Origin of the sequence: Pleurocapsa sp. PCC 7319, from assembly GCF_000332195.1 — a bacterium.
In the GTDB taxonomy this organism is placed as follows: Bacteria; Cyanobacteriota; Cyanobacteriia; order Cyanobacteriales; family Xenococcaceae; genus Waterburya.
Genome location: NZ_KB235922.1, coordinates 812,307 through 826,714 on the forward strand (window position 1 = coordinate 812,307; position 14,408 = coordinate 826,714).

Sequence of the window (14,408 nt, forward strand, 5' to 3'; positions counted from 1 at the left end):
CATGGCGATTTTATACGAATTACACCCCCATAATCCCCAACAAAGATCTATCGAGCAAATTGTTACAGAGCTAAAAAAAGGTGCGGTGATGCTTTATCCCACCGATACAGTTTACGCTATTGGCTGCGATCTTAGGGTCAAATCCGCCGTAGAAAAAGTTAGGAGAATTAAGCAGATGTCTAACGATAAACCTCTGACTTTTTTGTGTTCTTCTCTTTCAAATATTTCTCAATACGCTACTGTGAGCGATCGCGCCTATCGGATCATGAAACATCTCATTCCAGGTCCATATACTTTTCTCTTACCTGCTACTAAGCAAGTTCCCAAGATGGTTATGAGTCCTAAACGTAAAACCACAGGTATCCGAGTTCCCGACAATGTATTGTGTCAAGCATTATTAAAAAGTTTGGGAAACCCTGTAGTTTCGACCTCTGCTCACCTGGCAGATGACGATGGTGAGTATCCTACCAAGTATGTGGAAAAAGCACGGCTATTTGATTCTTTAGAAAATCAAGTAGATTTGATTATTGACAATAGCGTCGATCCAGGTATTAAAGTATCCACCATCCTCGACTTTACTACTGATGAACCCGAAGTAGTTCGTCAAGGTTTAGGCTGGCAAGAGGTAGAAAATTGGATCGGTGTTGTACATTGATATCAATACTTAGTTAGTTAAATCACTAGTGGGTAGGGCATCTTCAGAAATTTCTTGCACTCTATTGATTACTTGGTTTAGATAGTTATAATCTGGTAGCTTTTCTTTAGGTAAAAAACCAACAGAGGAAGATATAAACGACGGAGTTTGAATTAGAGCTACTGTAATTTTGTCTTCCTGCTCTTTTTCAAGGCGATCGCTAATTAAAACTGCTCCTGAAGGAACTGGATGCTCGTCAAGGTGAATAACTTTAAATCGATTGGGGCTGAAGTTGCGACGGTAGAGATTATATTCTTGCACAGATAAAGCTCCTACAACTACTTTATCTTCATCAATCCACTGCAAAATGTGTTGTGGAGTCGGTGCATACAAAATTCGGGAAAACTTTACTCCATATAAGTTGTAGATTGGCAAATAATATCCTGTTGCTGAACCTTTTTGTCCTAGAGCAATAGTCTGACCCACTAAATCACGACGCTGCTCAAACTTAGAATTGTTTTTAACTATTATTACTGAGCGAGTTTTGTTTCTACCTTCTAAAGGTGCTATTGGTAAGTAATTGTATTGAGAAATTGCGATCGCTGCTAAACCTGGTGGTGCAAATACCACATCCCATTTTTTCTTAGTTACCTGCTCTAGTGCTTTAACTTCGTTATAGACTGGTTCAATCTCGATCACGCTATTCAATTGTTCTCCCATATACTTTTCAAAATCAGCGTATTGTCTTAAAGAAACCTCGCTTTTACCGTAGCTGACAACTCCAACATTTAGCTTGCTGATGATAGTTTCTGAGGTCGGTTTACAAGCTGTTAGGGAAAAAATAGTTGTTATTAATAAAATACGTTGTAGAATCATATTTTTTTTAAATATTTAGTTGACTATTGAGACAATAAAAAATATAGATATAGACAATGTCAGTCAAATAGACAAACAAAAAATTAGAAACCTTCTCAAACAAAAAACTTTATAAAAAGAAAAAAAAGTTTATATTATTTCTAATTGTAGATCGGCATTAAAAAACAGGATATAGCCTATAAGAAATATAGTAGAATACTACAAGAGAATTAATAGTTACAATGTATAAAAATCTTAAATTAAGTGCAAAACTCAATATTATCTTAGCAATAATTTTAATATTTTTAATTGGTACTATTGGCTTTATTTTGTCAAAAGTTTTGCAAAGTTATGCCGAACAAGTAGTTGCAGAACGAGCATCAATATTAATCGAAACCATGAACTCGATTCGCAATTATACTAGCACTCAAATTAATCCCGAATTATCATCTCGGTTAGAAACGGAACAAATATTTTTATCTCAAACTGTTCCTGCCTATTCTGCGAGGGAAGTCTTCGAGCATTTACGGACTAACGACAAATATAGCCAGTTTTTCTATAAAGAAGCCACATTAAACCCGACAAATATTAGAGACAAAGCAGATGAATTTGAAACAAAAATCATCAAATCTTTTCAAGAACAATCAAGAGAACAAACACAGGGTTTTCGCTCAATTCCAGGGGGAGATTTTTTCTACATAGCTCGTCCTCTCAAGATCGAAAAAGAGAGTTGCTTGCGATGTCATGGTAGTCCTCAACAAGCTCCAAAAAGCTTGATTACTACCTATGGAAATAGTAATGGTTTTGGTTGGCAACTCAATGAAATAGTGGGAGCGCAAATTATTTCAGTTCCAGCTAGTAAAGTTTTTGAAGCTGCTCGCCAACTTGGTTTTTTAGTAATTGGGAGAATTTTTATTCTTTTAGTCATTACCAGCTTTTTATTGAATCTTTTTCTCAAATTTACTGTTACAGAACCTATTAAAAAAATGTCTTATTTATCTAAGCAGCTTAGTATGGGAGATATGGATACGGAATTTGAACAAAATACTAATGATGAAATTGGTATTTTGGCAGCTTCTCTCAATCGTCTTAAAGTCAGTATGAAAATGGCAATGGAAATGTTAGATAAAAAGTGATTAAATTATAGAAGGTGAAAACCCACGAGCGCGACTCCTTGTAGGTTTATTACTGGCGATTTATGAGGGGCTAACTAGCAGAGGCAGGAGCGAAAACTTTTGTCGTCCCTAATTTACCCAATTTAGGATTAAACTTGGGATACTTGTTTCTGCCAGCAAAGAAGTTGATCAATGCTGTGTTTAGATGTCTTAACCCTTGTTGTAGTGGTACAGATGAAACTTGCTTAAGCCAAAGTTTTTCTGAATCTTTCTTAAGTTTTTACTGGCTTTGGCGAGCAGTAGATGATAAAAGAAGAATTTTAGATATCTTGATTCAAAAACGTCGCAACATCAAGGCAATGGGCTGTCTGTTTTTGTTTTGAAAAAGATCATTTTAATACTCTACATTTTAATACTCTACATTTTAATACTCAACCTGCTAAATATCCGTTACAAGCTGCTTCATCTGTACCTTGGCAGCAAAGTTTAAGACATCTAAAACATTACCTTCCTTCTATGACGAATATGCAGGGTAAGCACAAGAAAAATTTGGTCAAATCAGTATTATAAATTACATTTTTGTTTCAGTATAATAGGTTGCATTTAAACTGCTTAAAATAAATGTATAATCATGGCTTAAAGTAATTATTTTGGCTAATGGAGAAAGCGTTACCGATGATTGACAATGCTTTTAAAGTAGTTGATTTTGAAGATTTAACTCTACAACCTAAGTCATTTAATAATGACTCTGAGGTGTCGGGTGAATTTACTAGTAATGCTGCTTTCTTTAACAACGATTTCAATTCTGATTTTGGCAGTTGGGCAGACTGGCATCAGTTTGATACTACAGGTGTAGCAGATCTTGAATTCGCTAATCAACAGATGATTGTAAAACTAGAAAAGATGATACCAGTCAAGTGAGATTGAGCAATACATCAGAGCTTGCTCAACAACTTATGCAATTTCAAATTAACCAATGAGAATTATTTGAGTTGCACTTTTTTCTTGATCTCAAAATCATCCTTCATTCTCTTAGGTGATTAATTATACTTCTCGTACATCTTTTCAGACCCTAGTCACAGTCACAGTCAGAACTAAGTTATACCTCATTAATACGGGAGAGGCTTTACAAGAGGTTGAAACATTTTAGGAAGTAGAGGAATTTATGTTAAGACAATGGCTAATTGATATGGCAACTCCACATAATAAATCTTCAGTATCGGCAAAATTAAGAGCCAAAAGATTTGTTCTTTTTAAAAGTCTCTTGACCTCGACATCTTATCCTTTAAAAATTCTTGATGTAGGTGGTAGAGAGACAATTTGGTCTAGAGAGGGATTTTGTAATCCAAGTGCAGTTTATAAATACCAAATTACAATTCTCAACATCTATCAAGAAAAGACAAATTTTCCCAATATAAAATCAATTGTTGGTGATGCCAGAAATATGAGTCAATTTGCTGATGGAGAATTTGACATAGTTTTTTCTAATTCTGTAATCGAACATGTTGGCGATTATAAGAACAAAATGCAGATGGCTAAGGAAATTCAACGTGTAGGCAAAAAATATTTTGTTCAGACACCAAATTTCTATTTTCCGATTGAACCTCATTTTGTATATCCTTTCTTTCAGTTTCTTCCTTTACAGATAAAAGTCTGGATACTAATGCATATCGGTAGAAGACGTAAAAAAATTGATAGTCAAGAACAAGCCAAAAATGTTGTTAATGGAATAAATTTACTTACCAAAAAAGAATTTATCAAACTATTTCCCAAAGCAAGTATTTTTGAAGAGAAGTTTTTGGGTTTGACCAAATCTTTCATCGCTTATGAAAAATAATGTCTCGAATAATTAACATCAGGCGTTTTTAATAAAAAGCTGTTATAAAAATCGCTGTTGAAAATCTCTTGCTTGCTCTGGGTTATTGATAGTTTTGGCGAGAGCCAAACATAGCTCCTCTTGAGAAATAGTAGGATTTTGTTTAATAATGCGATCGCAAACAATAGTTGCTATGGGCCCGATAAACTCAGCTAATTCCTGGCAGCAACGTTTGACAAACTCTGGAGCTATTGGAGAATTATTCAAGGAACTAGTACTAATAGAATTTTGCTTGACAATAGATGTAGGTTTTGGCTCAGATGAAGATGATTTAAAGTGCTCATCAAGAATTTGCAAGCTAGGTTCTAGGGCAATAATTTGATTAAAAATTTCTCTGGCAGTGCTGGGACGTTGGGACGGACAAAATGCCATCATCCGATTTAATAAATCGGCGAATTGAGGTGAAACTCCCTCAACAGCTTGTTGCCAATCCAGTCTATTTTGCGAAAAATTATAAAAATAAGTGGGATTTTTAGCAGTCAAAAGAAAAATCATCGTGCCGCTAAGAGAGTAAAAATCTGATTGCAGAACGGCTTTTCCTCTCATCTGTTCTATGGGAGTATACCCTTGAGTAACAACTCCTGTAATCTGTCCTAATGCCTGCTTGGCAATATAACTTTGATCTACTTTTCTAGCTGTTCCAAAATCGATCAGAACTAAACAACCGTTGCTGCGCAGCATTATATTAGCTGGTTTAATGTCTCTGTGAAAAAAATTACGATCGTGAACTTGTTCCAGAATAAGAGTCAATTCAGCTAACCAGCGCAAAACTCTTTTTGGTTTAACTGGGCGGTTGCCTCTCTGATGAATATATTCATGGAGATTTAAGCCCTCAATTTTTTCCATTACCAGACAGTGTAGAGGTTCTTGTTGCTGATTAGCAAAGTATAGAAAATAACCATCTAAATCTATCTTAGGTATACCAGGATGATTGAAAACACCTAAAATTCTAGCTTCTTGTTGAAATAGCTCTACGTATTTAGGGTGGTTATCCGTGAGAACTTTAAGTAACCAAGAACGAGAATTGACATCTATTATTTCGTATGTCGTACCAAATCCCCCGTGACCCAGTTCTCGAACTACACGATACCTTCCATCTAATAGTAACTCTGAGCCACAACCCATACAAAAAATTGTGGTATCAGAGTTCTGAGGTTTGGGACATTCAGGATTGATACAAAGACTCATTAACTTGATTAGTTTATTTATGTAAAATTAAAAATAAAACGATATATTTTCTTAACAATTAATTAATTTATGAATTATTAATATTAGAAAATAGAGTTGAGATAGATCTTTATTTTATCAAATTGATTCTTTTGAGCCTACATAATTATTATCAGTTGTGATCGAACTGGAATATATATTTCAATATATACATCAGAGCCAAAAATTATGCGGAAATGGTTATCATGGTCAATGATTTTTCGTAAATTCTCTGACTTACTTCATTATTATTCTGCTTATTGGCAAGCATTTATTTAACTATAAAATTACGGCTTTTAGCTTGTATAATGAGGCATTTTAAACAGTCGAATTCAAACTCATGACACTGATTGATTGGCTAATTGTCCTGCTGTATTTTGTCCTCACAATTAGTTTAGGATTGTTCCTTTCTCGTAAAGCTTCTCAAAGTCTAGAAGACTTTTTTGTCTCTGGACGATCGCTCCCTTGGTGGTTAGCGGGAACCAGTATGGCAGCGACTACATTTTCCATTGATACCCCTCTGTATATCTGTGGTGTCGTAGCTAGTCGAGGTATTGCAGGCAATTGGGAATGGTGGAGTTTTGGCATCTCCCATGTAATTTTAATTTATATCTTTTCCCGTTTATGGCGGCGCTCAGAAATTGTTACCGATGCGGAACTAACGGAAATTCGTTATGGCGGTAATACTGCCGCGATTTTACGGGGAACTAAGGCTTTCCTGTTTGCTGTTCCTATTAACTGTATTGCCATTGGTTATGCCATGTTAGCCATGGTTAAAGTTGTCGATGCTTTGGAACTGTGGCAAAGTTTAGGGATTGAACCTGGGGAAAATATCAAAATCTGGAGTGTAGTCGGTGTTAGTATTATCGTCCTAGTTTATTCGGGTTTTTCTGGTCTTTGGGGAGTGGTGACAACAGATTTCTTCCAATTTTTTCTGGCGTTGCTAGGCGCGATCGCCGTTGCCATTGTGTCAGTCAATCATGTCGGAGGGATTCATGAACTTATCCCCCAAGTTCAACAGACAAGTGATATCGATGTTTTGTCCTTTTTTCCGCTGCATTTTAGTAATGGTAGTTTTGGGTGGAGTGATGCCGCTGGAATTACCGCCACTACTTTTTCTGCTTATTTATTCCTTCAGTGGTGGTCTTTCCGTCGCAGTGATGGCGGAGGAGAATTTATCCAACGTTTAGCAGCAGCCAAAGACGAAGCCGAAGCCGAAAAATCCTCTTGGCTATTTAATATTCTGCACTACATCATCCGTACTTGGCCTTGGATTTTGGTGGCTTTAGTGGCAATGGTTATTTATCCTGACTTAGAAGACAAAGAACTGGGCTATCCTAAATTGATGCTGGAATTTTTGCCTCCGGTAATGTTGGGGTTGGTAGTTACGTCCCTGATTGCAGCTTTTATGAGTACGGTTTCTACTTCCATTAACTGGGGTGCATCTTATTTAACCAACGATATCTATCGCCGTTTTCTCAAACCAGATGCCACTCAAGCCGAATTAGTCGCAGTCGGTAGACTTACATCTATTCTCGTGACATTTTTTGGGGCGATCGCCGCTCTCTATTCTACTGACATCACCACGGTTTTTCGTTTAGTAATTGCGATCGGTACGGGTCCAGGCTTAGTGTTAATTTTGCGTTGGTTTTGGTGGCGGATTAATGCCGCAGCAGAATTAGCAGCCATGGTAGGAGGGTTTATTATTGGATTAATTACCAGCATCAACCCCGATTTTAATCAGTTATTTCCTGACTTTGGTTACAGACTATTATTTATCTCTGGCACAACCGCTGTACTGTGGATTAGCGTCATGTACTTAACTGCTCCCGAATCCGATGCCACTCTAGATGAGTTTTATCGACGGGTACAACCAGGGGGAATAGGTTGGAAACGGCAGAGAGACAGAACAGGAGTTCCTGCCGCACAGGATTTAATCCAGGATATACAAAAAGTAATTGCCGCCACCTTACTACTATTTGGTTCCATGTTTGCCATCGGTGGGTTTTTACTATTACAATCCTTAACTGGATGGCTCTCTCTAATCGTGGCAGTTCTCGGTGGTTTTTGGCTACGGCAGTTAAATAAGCACAAGCCTCTTTCCATGCCGCGACCAGGTCTAGATGTAGATTGATAGTATTACCTACTCCAATTCATTTTTACGCCTGATGTGAATTAGCTTTGCTCGTATTGAACGGTTTTGAGCTCTAAGCTTTAAGCTTTAAGCTTTAAGCCTGTTGGGTGAATAGTCTTGATGATGATATTTTGACTTTCTTGTTCCATATTTATCTGTTTAGCTTCATTATTTAAACAAGTTTCTAACTTGAGATAATACACTAGAAAATTGTTTTGAAAGCTTATAGCTTGTAGCTTATAGTTTATAGCTGACCTCACCCTTAAATTGCCTTAACCCGAACTAAGGTTATCTAATCCGTTTCTGCCAGTTGTTTGCCCATTAACCAGCCTTGTTGTTTGGCTGCTGCGATACCGACGAATAATAAATCTAGAACGACAAAAGTAGCAATATATAATTGTGATCCCCCCGTACCAAAGCCGTAGCTGTGTAACCCCGTACCGAGGACGAAGTTAACGCCATACCATGCCATCAATACTGCGTTGAAGGCGACTACGCTGGTAACTGCCATACCAAAGTCTTTGAGCCAACCTACTAAGCGTCCGTGAAGGGGAACAACATAGCACATTAATGCAATTAACGCCCAGGTTTCTTTCGGGTCCCAGCCCCAGAAACGTCCCCAGGAGAAGTGCGCCCAGATACCGCCGAGGATAATACCTGTAGTAAGTAATAATACCCCTACCTGCAACACCCCATAATTCCATTTAGAGAGGCTGCGGAGAAGTTTGTTGTTAGAAGCAAAGAGATAATTTGCCAGGATGATATGACCCAAACCAAAAGCTAGGGCAAAACTAGCGTAGCTGAGAGTGATAGTGGGTACGTGGACGCTCAACCAGAAGTTATCCCGCAAAACGGGGACGAGGGGTTTAATAGTAGGGTCGAGAATGGTGGGTAAACTATCTGCTAGTAAGAGACAGACTACTGCTAGAGGGGCAGCAGCTAGGAGATAGTATTTTGCTCGATAGATAAATTCAAATAATAAGGCGATCGCCGCAATGCCAAAACCAACCCAAATTACCGACTCATACATATTGGTAACGGGAGGTCTACTGGCTATTTGCATTCTTTCGAGGAAGCCGTAGCCGTGAATTAACAAGCCAGTGCTGAAGATTCCCAATGCACCCCAATAGAAATTAAAGGATTTGAATAGAGTAACCAACAACATCACGGTAAACGCCAGGGCATAGAGCATCCAGGCTTTGGCAAAGGGATGTAAGTTATAAAAACGGGTTTCTCTAGCCAGGGTAGCAGTGTCGGGATATATATCAGGGGAGAGGTTAGCTAATTTTGCTTGTAATTCCCGAGCAACTATTTCAATACCGCCTTGATCTTCGGGATGGTTGCGATAGGTTTTTTTAAGCTGTTGATAGTTGGCTTGAATGGGTGCAATCTCCGCAGCAGAGTAGTATTGTTCTGCATTATCTACACTCGCCCAAGTACCTTTAAGATCTGTCGGGTGGGGGACGAGGGGTAATTGAGTATCGCCGACGGTAGCAATAGTTAGTGCCAGTCGCTCTTCGATGATTGAAGCTTCGCGATCGCTTCTTTCTAAGTCGATATTATCTGCCTGTTTTTCCCGCACCTGCATAATTACCGTCCCCAGATCCGACTGTATTAATTCGGCAAAAGAAAAATATTTGCGCTCGGGGTCTAGTCCCAGTTGTTCTTTTAATGGGCGATAGCTAAAGAGAATAAACTCTTCTTGATTCCAGTCGCGATCGTTAAACCACATAGAAAGATAGGTATCTAAATAGTTTAACTTCGTGCCATCCGCAGAAGTGTAGTTAGTTTTGCCGTGAATTTGAGCTACAGTTTCTCTAGCTACCGTATCTAAAGGCTTTTTGCGTCCGTCTAACTGTACTGCTAGGTTTTGTAAAGATGCAGTAGGAGAAGGCTGGAATTGAGTCAGAGGTAAAACAAAAATGGTAATTCCGAGAATTAAACCAATTATAAATTTAATAATATTATTCTTAGTGGAAGTTGCCCCAAAATTAGCTTCTTTTGATTGTGAAATTGCCTCGTCAGAGAAATTAATTAACATTTAAAGCACCATGATTGCGTAAATATTGTTTTTGTTCGTCGGTTAAACCTTGAGCGTCGGAGAAGACTGCACCGCCTACCTCGCAGTTAGAAAAGCTAACATTGTGCCAGCTCGTATTTTCCAAATTGACATCTTGTAAATTGGCATTTGTAAATTCAATATTGGTTAATGTTGCTCCTTCAAAATTTGCCGATAACAGAATACTGTTGGTGAAATTAATCTCTGCTAGCCGAGCATTAGTAAAACTAGTTTCTAGTAATTCTGCTGCAATAAAATCTATTTTTGTTAGTTCTGACTCGGTAAATTTAGCATTAACTAAAGTTGCATCATTAAATTGAGCCTGAGCAATTTTTGCTCGATTAAAATTACTGTTTTGTAGGTTAGTCTTATGCCAGCGAGAATTAATTATTTCCGTTCCCTGAAATCCCGCATTAGTTACCGTAGCTCGTTCGAGAAAAATTTGCTTAAACTTTGTTTTACTAGCAAAAACTTGGTTGAGATTGGCACTACCTAAATATATATTTTCTCCAGTAGCCTGTCGCCAGTCAGCATGGGAAAAGTTAGCTCTAGCTGCTTTAAAATCATTTAAACTTGCACCATAAAATTTTGCTTTATAAGCATTCGCATCATCTAAAACCACATCCTCAAAAGTAGCGGAATTAAATTCGGTTCGCTCTAAATTTGCTTGTTGGAAATTTACGCGATTTAGTTTGGCAAAAGTTAAATTAGTTTGTTTGAGGTTAACTTCCTGAGCCTCTAAGTTACTAAAAATCGCCCCTCGCAGATAGCAATTAATTATAGTAGCGCGGGCGATCGCCACAGAATCTAATTTTAATCGGCTTAGTTCTGCTTCTCGCAATTCCTCGCCAGTCTGAATTTTGGCTAATACTTCTTCTGGTTTTAATAAGGTCATTGATTGTTGATTACTTTTCCATAATTATGGAAAAAAGAGCATAATAATTTTATTCAAAAGATTTATGGATAACTTGAGAATTACGATATTCAAAATGAGTCGTATTAATAATCATTTCCTTGACTGTAGAGCTAGATTCTCCATAGAGATCGAGCCAATCATAAAAAGTTAATTCTCCTCCTAAATAATCACCAGGATTTTTAGCTCCTGCCAACATAATTTCAGAAATTAAATTATAAGCATCTATCCAAGCCCTTTCGACTTCTCGATTCCAGTCGTGATCGAGATATTCAGCAAAAGTTTCGATTAAAGCTTGTCCGATATAAGGATAATGCTCTGGCAATGCTCCAATTTGATGATGATACGCCCCCAAACTTTTAAGAGCATTAGTCAATTCTTCAGGATTGTGTAAATTTTCCACAATCAAAGCCAAAGAAGCAATTAACTTTTTCTCTTGAGCAACCAAATCAGTGTTGGCAAATAATGATTTTAATTCAGGATGATAAGTAAATAGTTTTTGATAAAAGCTAGCAGAAAATTCGATAGTGTTCGGTTTAATTTTTTCAAAACTAGTCTCTAAGAGTTTAATATTTAAGGTCATATTGCTCTGAATAGCTTGACTAATGAACTAGGCATAGTAATAAGCAAGAAAGATATGAAATAGTAGCATTACTGAAAATAGTGCCACTAAAATAATGTGACTACTCAACCAGAAGGCACGCATTCCCCGAATCATATTGCCTTTAGAAATACCAGAGACTTTTTTCCCATCCGTAGTTGCGGTTGTTAACATCGGGAAAAAGCGTTTTTGGGATGATTCGATAACTCCCGTTTCTGCCACTACTCCTACCAAAGCAGAAAGACTGACGGCAAAGAACACCCAGAGAAAGATGGCGTTAAAATTAATTCCTGTAACGCCAATGGTATGAATTAAGACCACTGCTAATAAACCCACACCCAAGAAAATATGAATGCTGCGCCATAGTTGCATCGAACCAGGTACGGAAAGCTTGATTTTCCAACCCCTGCCCCGCTTGCGAGCAACTAAAAGCATTTCAATAATGACAAATACTAAAGATATATAGCCTGTAATTTGTTTAAAGAGATTGCCTTGCAGAAAATATAAAACATCAAAAGCTTGCTCTCTTAAAATAGGTATATAAATCGGGCTAACCGCAAAGGGCGCGAGAAGCGCTGCGGTAATTAAGGTCAGAATAATCAGGGTAGAGAATTTAGGCTTCATTTATCATTGGGCATTGATCATTTATTGCTTGTAGTGTGGGCAACTCAAGATTTACTCACAAATAAATTTAAGAACTTTGTATTACCTGGCAAAAATTATTTGATCGCATACTTAATCAAAATGTAGGGTGGGCAATCCCCACTCTACATATCTTGTTAGTATTGTTAGGTTTCCTCAATGGGAAGATTGATAATAACTCCGCCCATAACTTCATCCATCTCGAATTTCTTATCGGGATAACGTTCAAGATGAACTGGGTGAGTATTGTGGCAAGTTACGCAAGCTTCTGCTACGGCTTTATCGGGATAGAGGGCAGAGAAGTATTTTTGTCCGCCAATTTCTTGGTATTCCTTGTAGGGTTCGCCTGTTTTGTTAACTTCTTCCATCGCCTTTTTCTCAAATTCAGATTTGGGGGCGTGGCTGTCGTTGATGTTCCAGGTAGAGATTAAGTTATAGGTAAAACCAATGCCTTTCTCGTCAGCGGTTTCTGCTGCTACTTCCGAACCCAAGCGGAACATTTGTGCCGGTAGGGGTACGCCTCCAGTTTGATCCCAGCCTTCTGTCGCTTCTGCGGGGACTACACCGTCTGCTTTTTCTTTACCTTCCAGAGTTTTGAGTCGATTGACGACGTGCTTAGTGTAAGCAGTCCGATCTGCCAGTAAGACGGTGTGAACGTAGTCGACAACTACTTCGGGAGCGATGCCATCAGCAGCTTGGGTTGAACCGCCACCGCTACAGGCGATCGCCGTAAAGCAAACCGTTACCGCTAGAGCAATTAAGCCGATGGTTCGGGTTTTTAGATCTTGAATTAGGTTGTTCATTGTTAGTATGGATTTAGGTATTAGTGATTGAGTAATGTGGAATCAGTGCGACCTCGCGGAATTTAAATACGCAAGAGTAAGTGCACCGAAAATTAATTCCTTTTGCTCGATCTTTTTTTCTCAAGATCGCGTACCAGTTGAAAGGTAGGCATTTTTTGATTGGGCGGACGAGCAAAGTTGGCTTCAACTAGCTCATCATCAAAGATACTGTTGTAGGCGTGTTCTACGCCGTGACAATTCATACAAACCTCCTTCACCATGCGATCGCGTGGTTTAAGCGTATAAGTGTTATTGTGATTGACTAAAACACTGTCGCCAGAATTTTCTCTAGGTAGGTGACAGGTAGCACAAGTAACGGAATTGTTGTCGGGGCGGGGTAGCGTCCCAATTTTCTGGAAGATCTGAGCGTGGGGAGAATTTTTGTAATTGAGAGAATGATTGTCACTGTGACAAGTCAAACAAGAGTCTACCGAGGCTTGGTAGGTATTGACTGTATGGACGTTGTGACAGGTGTTGCAGTTCATCTGCTTGTCCGCAACCCCATCTTTCATCGGTAAATGTGCCATCCCAGGCGTTAGGGGCGACATACCTTCTAAGGTACGAATGCCGTGTTTGCCTAACAAGAAAGTATCGACGCTATTTTCATGGCAACTTTGACAGCTTTCTTCTGTTGGCATTGCCACAAACTTCTTGGTTTCTTGGTTTTGGTGACAGCTAGAACAGTTTACGTCTGCCAAGGCATGGGCGCTGGTTTGCCACTGCTGTTCAATTTTCTGCAACTGTGCCTTGCTAACTCCATCTGCCAGGGCTACATCGGGGATACACCAGGTAAACGTGAATAGTGCCAATGTTAGAGAGATCGTTATTCCCGTCCATTGTGAGGACGAATGACTATTTGCCCTTACGGTAAATTTCATCTCTTTCATACTTTGCCCCCCAAAAACTCTTTACTCAGATCCGCTTGGGGAGGTTTATCTAATTTGGCTTCGATAATCCGATCTGGTAAGGCAGGTTTGGGCAGCATCATCGGTTGATCGAGGTTGTTCCGTAAGAAACCCGTAGAAATGGAACGATGATCGTGGAAGTTATGACAACCAGCCGTCCAACAGCCATCAGCTTCAAAGCCTTCGTGGCTAGCGAGTTCTCCTTCAATTACCCCTTGGTGACACGCCATACAAAGATCGGGAGGTAAGTTGACACCACGACCGAACATATGTTCGTGTTCGCGGTGACAGGCGGTACAGGTTAATACGTCTATGTTTTCCCGTAACTCCGCCCACCGAGGATCGCGAAACTTCTTCGCCCCGTGAATATCTTCGGCCATTTCGGCTTCGTGGCAGCGATTACAAGTTTCGTTACTTACAGGTTTAAAACCCTCGTGACAAGACTTACAAGAGGCTTCAAATAAAAGATGACCGTTTGAGGTTTCTCCTGGTAAAAATACCCTCTTACTATCTAGAGCAAATGCCGAACCCAGCCATAGTAACAAGATAATTATCGCCCCAATGATGGCAAACTTAGAACTTAGTAAGGCAAATGGTTTAATACCACGTGGAAAACTTCTTGCCAT

The 14,408-nt window shown here is 38.9% G+C and carries 14 protein-coding genes and 1 pseudogene; 5 read left to right on the forward strand and 10 right to left on the reverse strand.

What is annotated here, in order from left to right:
• Position 1: 1 nt before the first annotated feature.
• Complete coding sequence (locus tag PLEUR7319_RS0107835) at positions 2-655, forward strand: L-threonylcarbamoyladenylate synthase (protein ID WP_019504665.1); 654 nt, start codon at positions 2-4, stop codon at positions 653-655.
• 9 nt (positions 656-664) lie between these two features.
• Here the strand turns inward: PLEUR7319_RS0107835 and PLEUR7319_RS0107840 are convergent, their stop codons facing one another.
• Positions 665-1,510, reverse strand: a complete 846-nt coding sequence (locus PLEUR7319_RS0107840; protein WP_019504666.1) for a phosphate/phosphite/phosphonate ABC transporter substrate-binding protein — start codon at positions 1,508-1,510, stop codon at positions 665-667.
• A 221-nt stretch (positions 1,511-1,731) separates the two neighbouring features.
• Between PLEUR7319_RS0107840 and PLEUR7319_RS0107845 the strand changes: the two genes are divergently transcribed.
• Positions 1,732-2,625: a DUF3365 domain-containing protein gene (locus PLEUR7319_RS0107845; protein WP_019504667.1), complete on the forward strand. Its 894-nt coding sequence runs from the start codon at positions 1,732-1,734 to the stop codon at positions 2,623-2,625.
• 121 nt (positions 2,626-2,746) lie between these two features.
• On the opposite strand, the pseudogene PLEUR7319_RS43435 reads toward PLEUR7319_RS0107845, so the two are convergent.
• Positions 2,747-2,878, reverse strand: a pseudogene (locus PLEUR7319_RS43435) (RNA-guided endonuclease TnpB family protein); the annotation flags it as partial.
• A gap of 383 nt (positions 2,879-3,261) precedes the next feature.
• On the opposite strand from PLEUR7319_RS43435, the gene PLEUR7319_RS0107855 reads away from it, so the two are divergent.
• Both PLEUR7319_RS0107855 and PLEUR7319_RS0107860 read left to right on the forward strand, forming a co-directional pair.
• Positions 3,262-3,525, forward strand: a complete 264-nt coding sequence (locus tag PLEUR7319_RS0107855; RefSeq protein WP_019504669.1) for a hypothetical protein — start codon at positions 3,262-3,264, stop codon at positions 3,523-3,525.
• A 244-nt stretch (positions 3,526-3,769) separates the two neighbouring features.
• A complete protein-coding gene (locus tag PLEUR7319_RS0107860) occupies positions 3,770-4,441 on the forward strand; it encodes a class I SAM-dependent methyltransferase (RefSeq protein WP_019504670.1) in 672 nt (223 codons plus the stop codon).
• 42 nt (positions 4,442-4,483) lie between these two features.
• On the opposite strand, the gene PLEUR7319_RS0107865 is transcribed toward PLEUR7319_RS0107860, so the two are convergent.
• Complete coding sequence (locus PLEUR7319_RS0107865) at positions 4,484-5,668, reverse strand: serine/threonine-protein kinase (protein WP_019504671.1); 1,185 nt, start codon at positions 5,666-5,668, stop codon at positions 4,484-4,486.
• Positions 5,669-6,026: 358 nt separating this feature from the next.
• Here PLEUR7319_RS0107865 and PLEUR7319_RS0107870 point away from each other — a divergent pair, with 358 nt between their 5' ends.
• The gene (locus tag PLEUR7319_RS0107870; RefSeq protein ID WP_019504672.1) at positions 6,027-7,820 is read left to right on the forward strand and encodes a sodium:solute symporter family protein; all 1,794 of its coding nucleotides are present in this window, start codon (positions 6,027-6,029) and stop codon (positions 7,818-7,820) included.
• A 292-nt stretch (positions 7,821-8,112) separates the two neighbouring features.
• Here the strand turns inward: PLEUR7319_RS0107870 and PLEUR7319_RS0107875 are convergent, their stop codons facing one another.
• The 7 genes from PLEUR7319_RS0107875 to PLEUR7319_RS0107905 form a co-directional block, all read right to left on the reverse strand.
• On the reverse strand, positions 8,113-9,861 hold the full coding sequence (locus tag PLEUR7319_RS0107875) for a cytochrome c biogenesis protein (RefSeq protein ID WP_019504674.1): 1,749 nt from the start codon (positions 9,859-9,861) through the stop codon (positions 8,113-8,115).
• Positions 9,851-10,774, reverse strand: a complete 924-nt coding sequence (locus tag PLEUR7319_RS0107880; RefSeq protein ID WP_019504675.1) for a pentapeptide repeat-containing protein — start codon at positions 10,772-10,774, stop codon at positions 9,851-9,853. Before PLEUR7319_RS0107880 ends, PLEUR7319_RS0107875 begins: the two co-directional genes overlap by 11 nt.
• A gap of 49 nt (positions 10,775-10,823) precedes the next feature.
• Complete coding sequence (locus PLEUR7319_RS0107885) at positions 10,824-11,375, reverse strand: globin family protein (protein ID WP_019504676.1); 552 nt, start codon at positions 11,373-11,375, stop codon at positions 10,824-10,826.
• 27 nt (positions 11,376-11,402) lie between these two features.
• Positions 11,403-12,017 (reverse strand): hypothetical protein, encoded by a 615-nt coding sequence (locus tag PLEUR7319_RS0107890; RefSeq protein ID WP_019504677.1) that lies wholly within the window; start codon positions 12,015-12,017, stop codon positions 11,403-11,405.
• A 164-nt stretch (positions 12,018-12,181) separates the two neighbouring features.
• A complete protein-coding gene (locus PLEUR7319_RS0107895) occupies positions 12,182-12,838 on the reverse strand; it encodes a DUF3365 domain-containing protein (RefSeq protein WP_019504678.1) in 657 nt (218 codons plus the stop codon).
• A gap of 92 nt (positions 12,839-12,930) precedes the next feature.
• Positions 12,931-13,764: a cytochrome c3 family protein gene (locus PLEUR7319_RS0107900; RefSeq protein ID WP_237743537.1), complete on the reverse strand. Its 834-nt coding sequence runs from the start codon at positions 13,762-13,764 to the stop codon at positions 12,931-12,933.
• Entirely contained in the window at positions 13,761-14,408 is a 648-nt protein-coding gene (locus tag PLEUR7319_RS0107905; RefSeq protein ID WP_026102382.1) for a cytochrome c3 family protein, read from the reverse strand. Before PLEUR7319_RS0107905 ends, PLEUR7319_RS0107900 begins: the two co-directional genes overlap by 4 nt.

Bases quoted from the DNA above. Each gene is read 5' to 3' on its own strand.
- PLEUR7319_RS0107840 (WP_019504666.1), bottom strand. From the start codon at position 1,510: ATGATTCTACAACGTATTTTATTAATAACAACTATTTTTTCCCTAACA.
- PLEUR7319_RS0107855 (WP_019504669.1), top strand. From the start codon at position 3,262: ATGGAGAAAGCGTTACCGATGATTGACAATGCTTTTAAAGTAGTTGAT.
- PLEUR7319_RS0107835 (WP_019504665.1), top strand. From the start codon at position 2: ATGGCGATTTTATACGAATTACACCCCCATAATCCCCAACAAAGATCT.
- PLEUR7319_RS0107870 (WP_019504672.1), top strand. From the start codon at position 6,027: ATGACACTGATTGATTGGCTAATTGTCCTGCTGTATTTTGTCCTCACA.
- PLEUR7319_RS0107880 (WP_019504675.1), bottom strand. From the start codon at position 10,774: ATGACCTTATTAAAACCAGAAGAAGTATTAGCCAAAATTCAGACTGGC.
- PLEUR7319_RS0107890 (WP_019504677.1), bottom strand. From the start codon at position 12,017: ATGAAGCCTAAATTCTCTACCCTGATTATTCTGACCTTAATTACCGCA.
- PLEUR7319_RS0107860 (WP_019504670.1), top strand. From the start codon at position 3,770: ATGTTAAGACAATGGCTAATTGATATGGCAACTCCACATAATAAATCT.
- PLEUR7319_RS0107875 (WP_019504674.1), bottom strand. From the start codon at position 9,861: ATGTTAATTAATTTCTCTGACGAGGCAATTTCACAATCAAAAGAAGCT.
- PLEUR7319_RS0107895 (WP_019504678.1), bottom strand. From the start codon at position 12,838: ATGAACAACCTAATTCAAGATCTAAAAACCCGAACCATCGGCTTAATT.
- PLEUR7319_RS0107865 (WP_019504671.1), bottom strand. From the start codon at position 5,668: ATGAGTCTTTGTATCAATCCTGAATGTCCCAAACCTCAGAACTCTGAT.
- PLEUR7319_RS0107900 (WP_237743537.1), bottom strand. From the start codon at position 13,764: ATGAAAGAGATGAAATTTACCGTAAGGGCAAATAGTCATTCGTCCTCA.
- PLEUR7319_RS0107845 (WP_019504667.1), top strand. From the start codon at position 1,732: ATGTATAAAAATCTTAAATTAAGTGCAAAACTCAATATTATCTTAGCA.
- PLEUR7319_RS0107885 (WP_019504676.1), bottom strand. From the start codon at position 11,375: ATGACCTTAAATATTAAACTCTTAGAGACTAGTTTTGAAAAAATTAAA.
- PLEUR7319_RS0107905 (WP_026102382.1), bottom strand. From the start codon at position 14,408: ATGGCAAGAAGTTTTCCACGTGGTATTAAACCATTTGCCTTACTAAGT.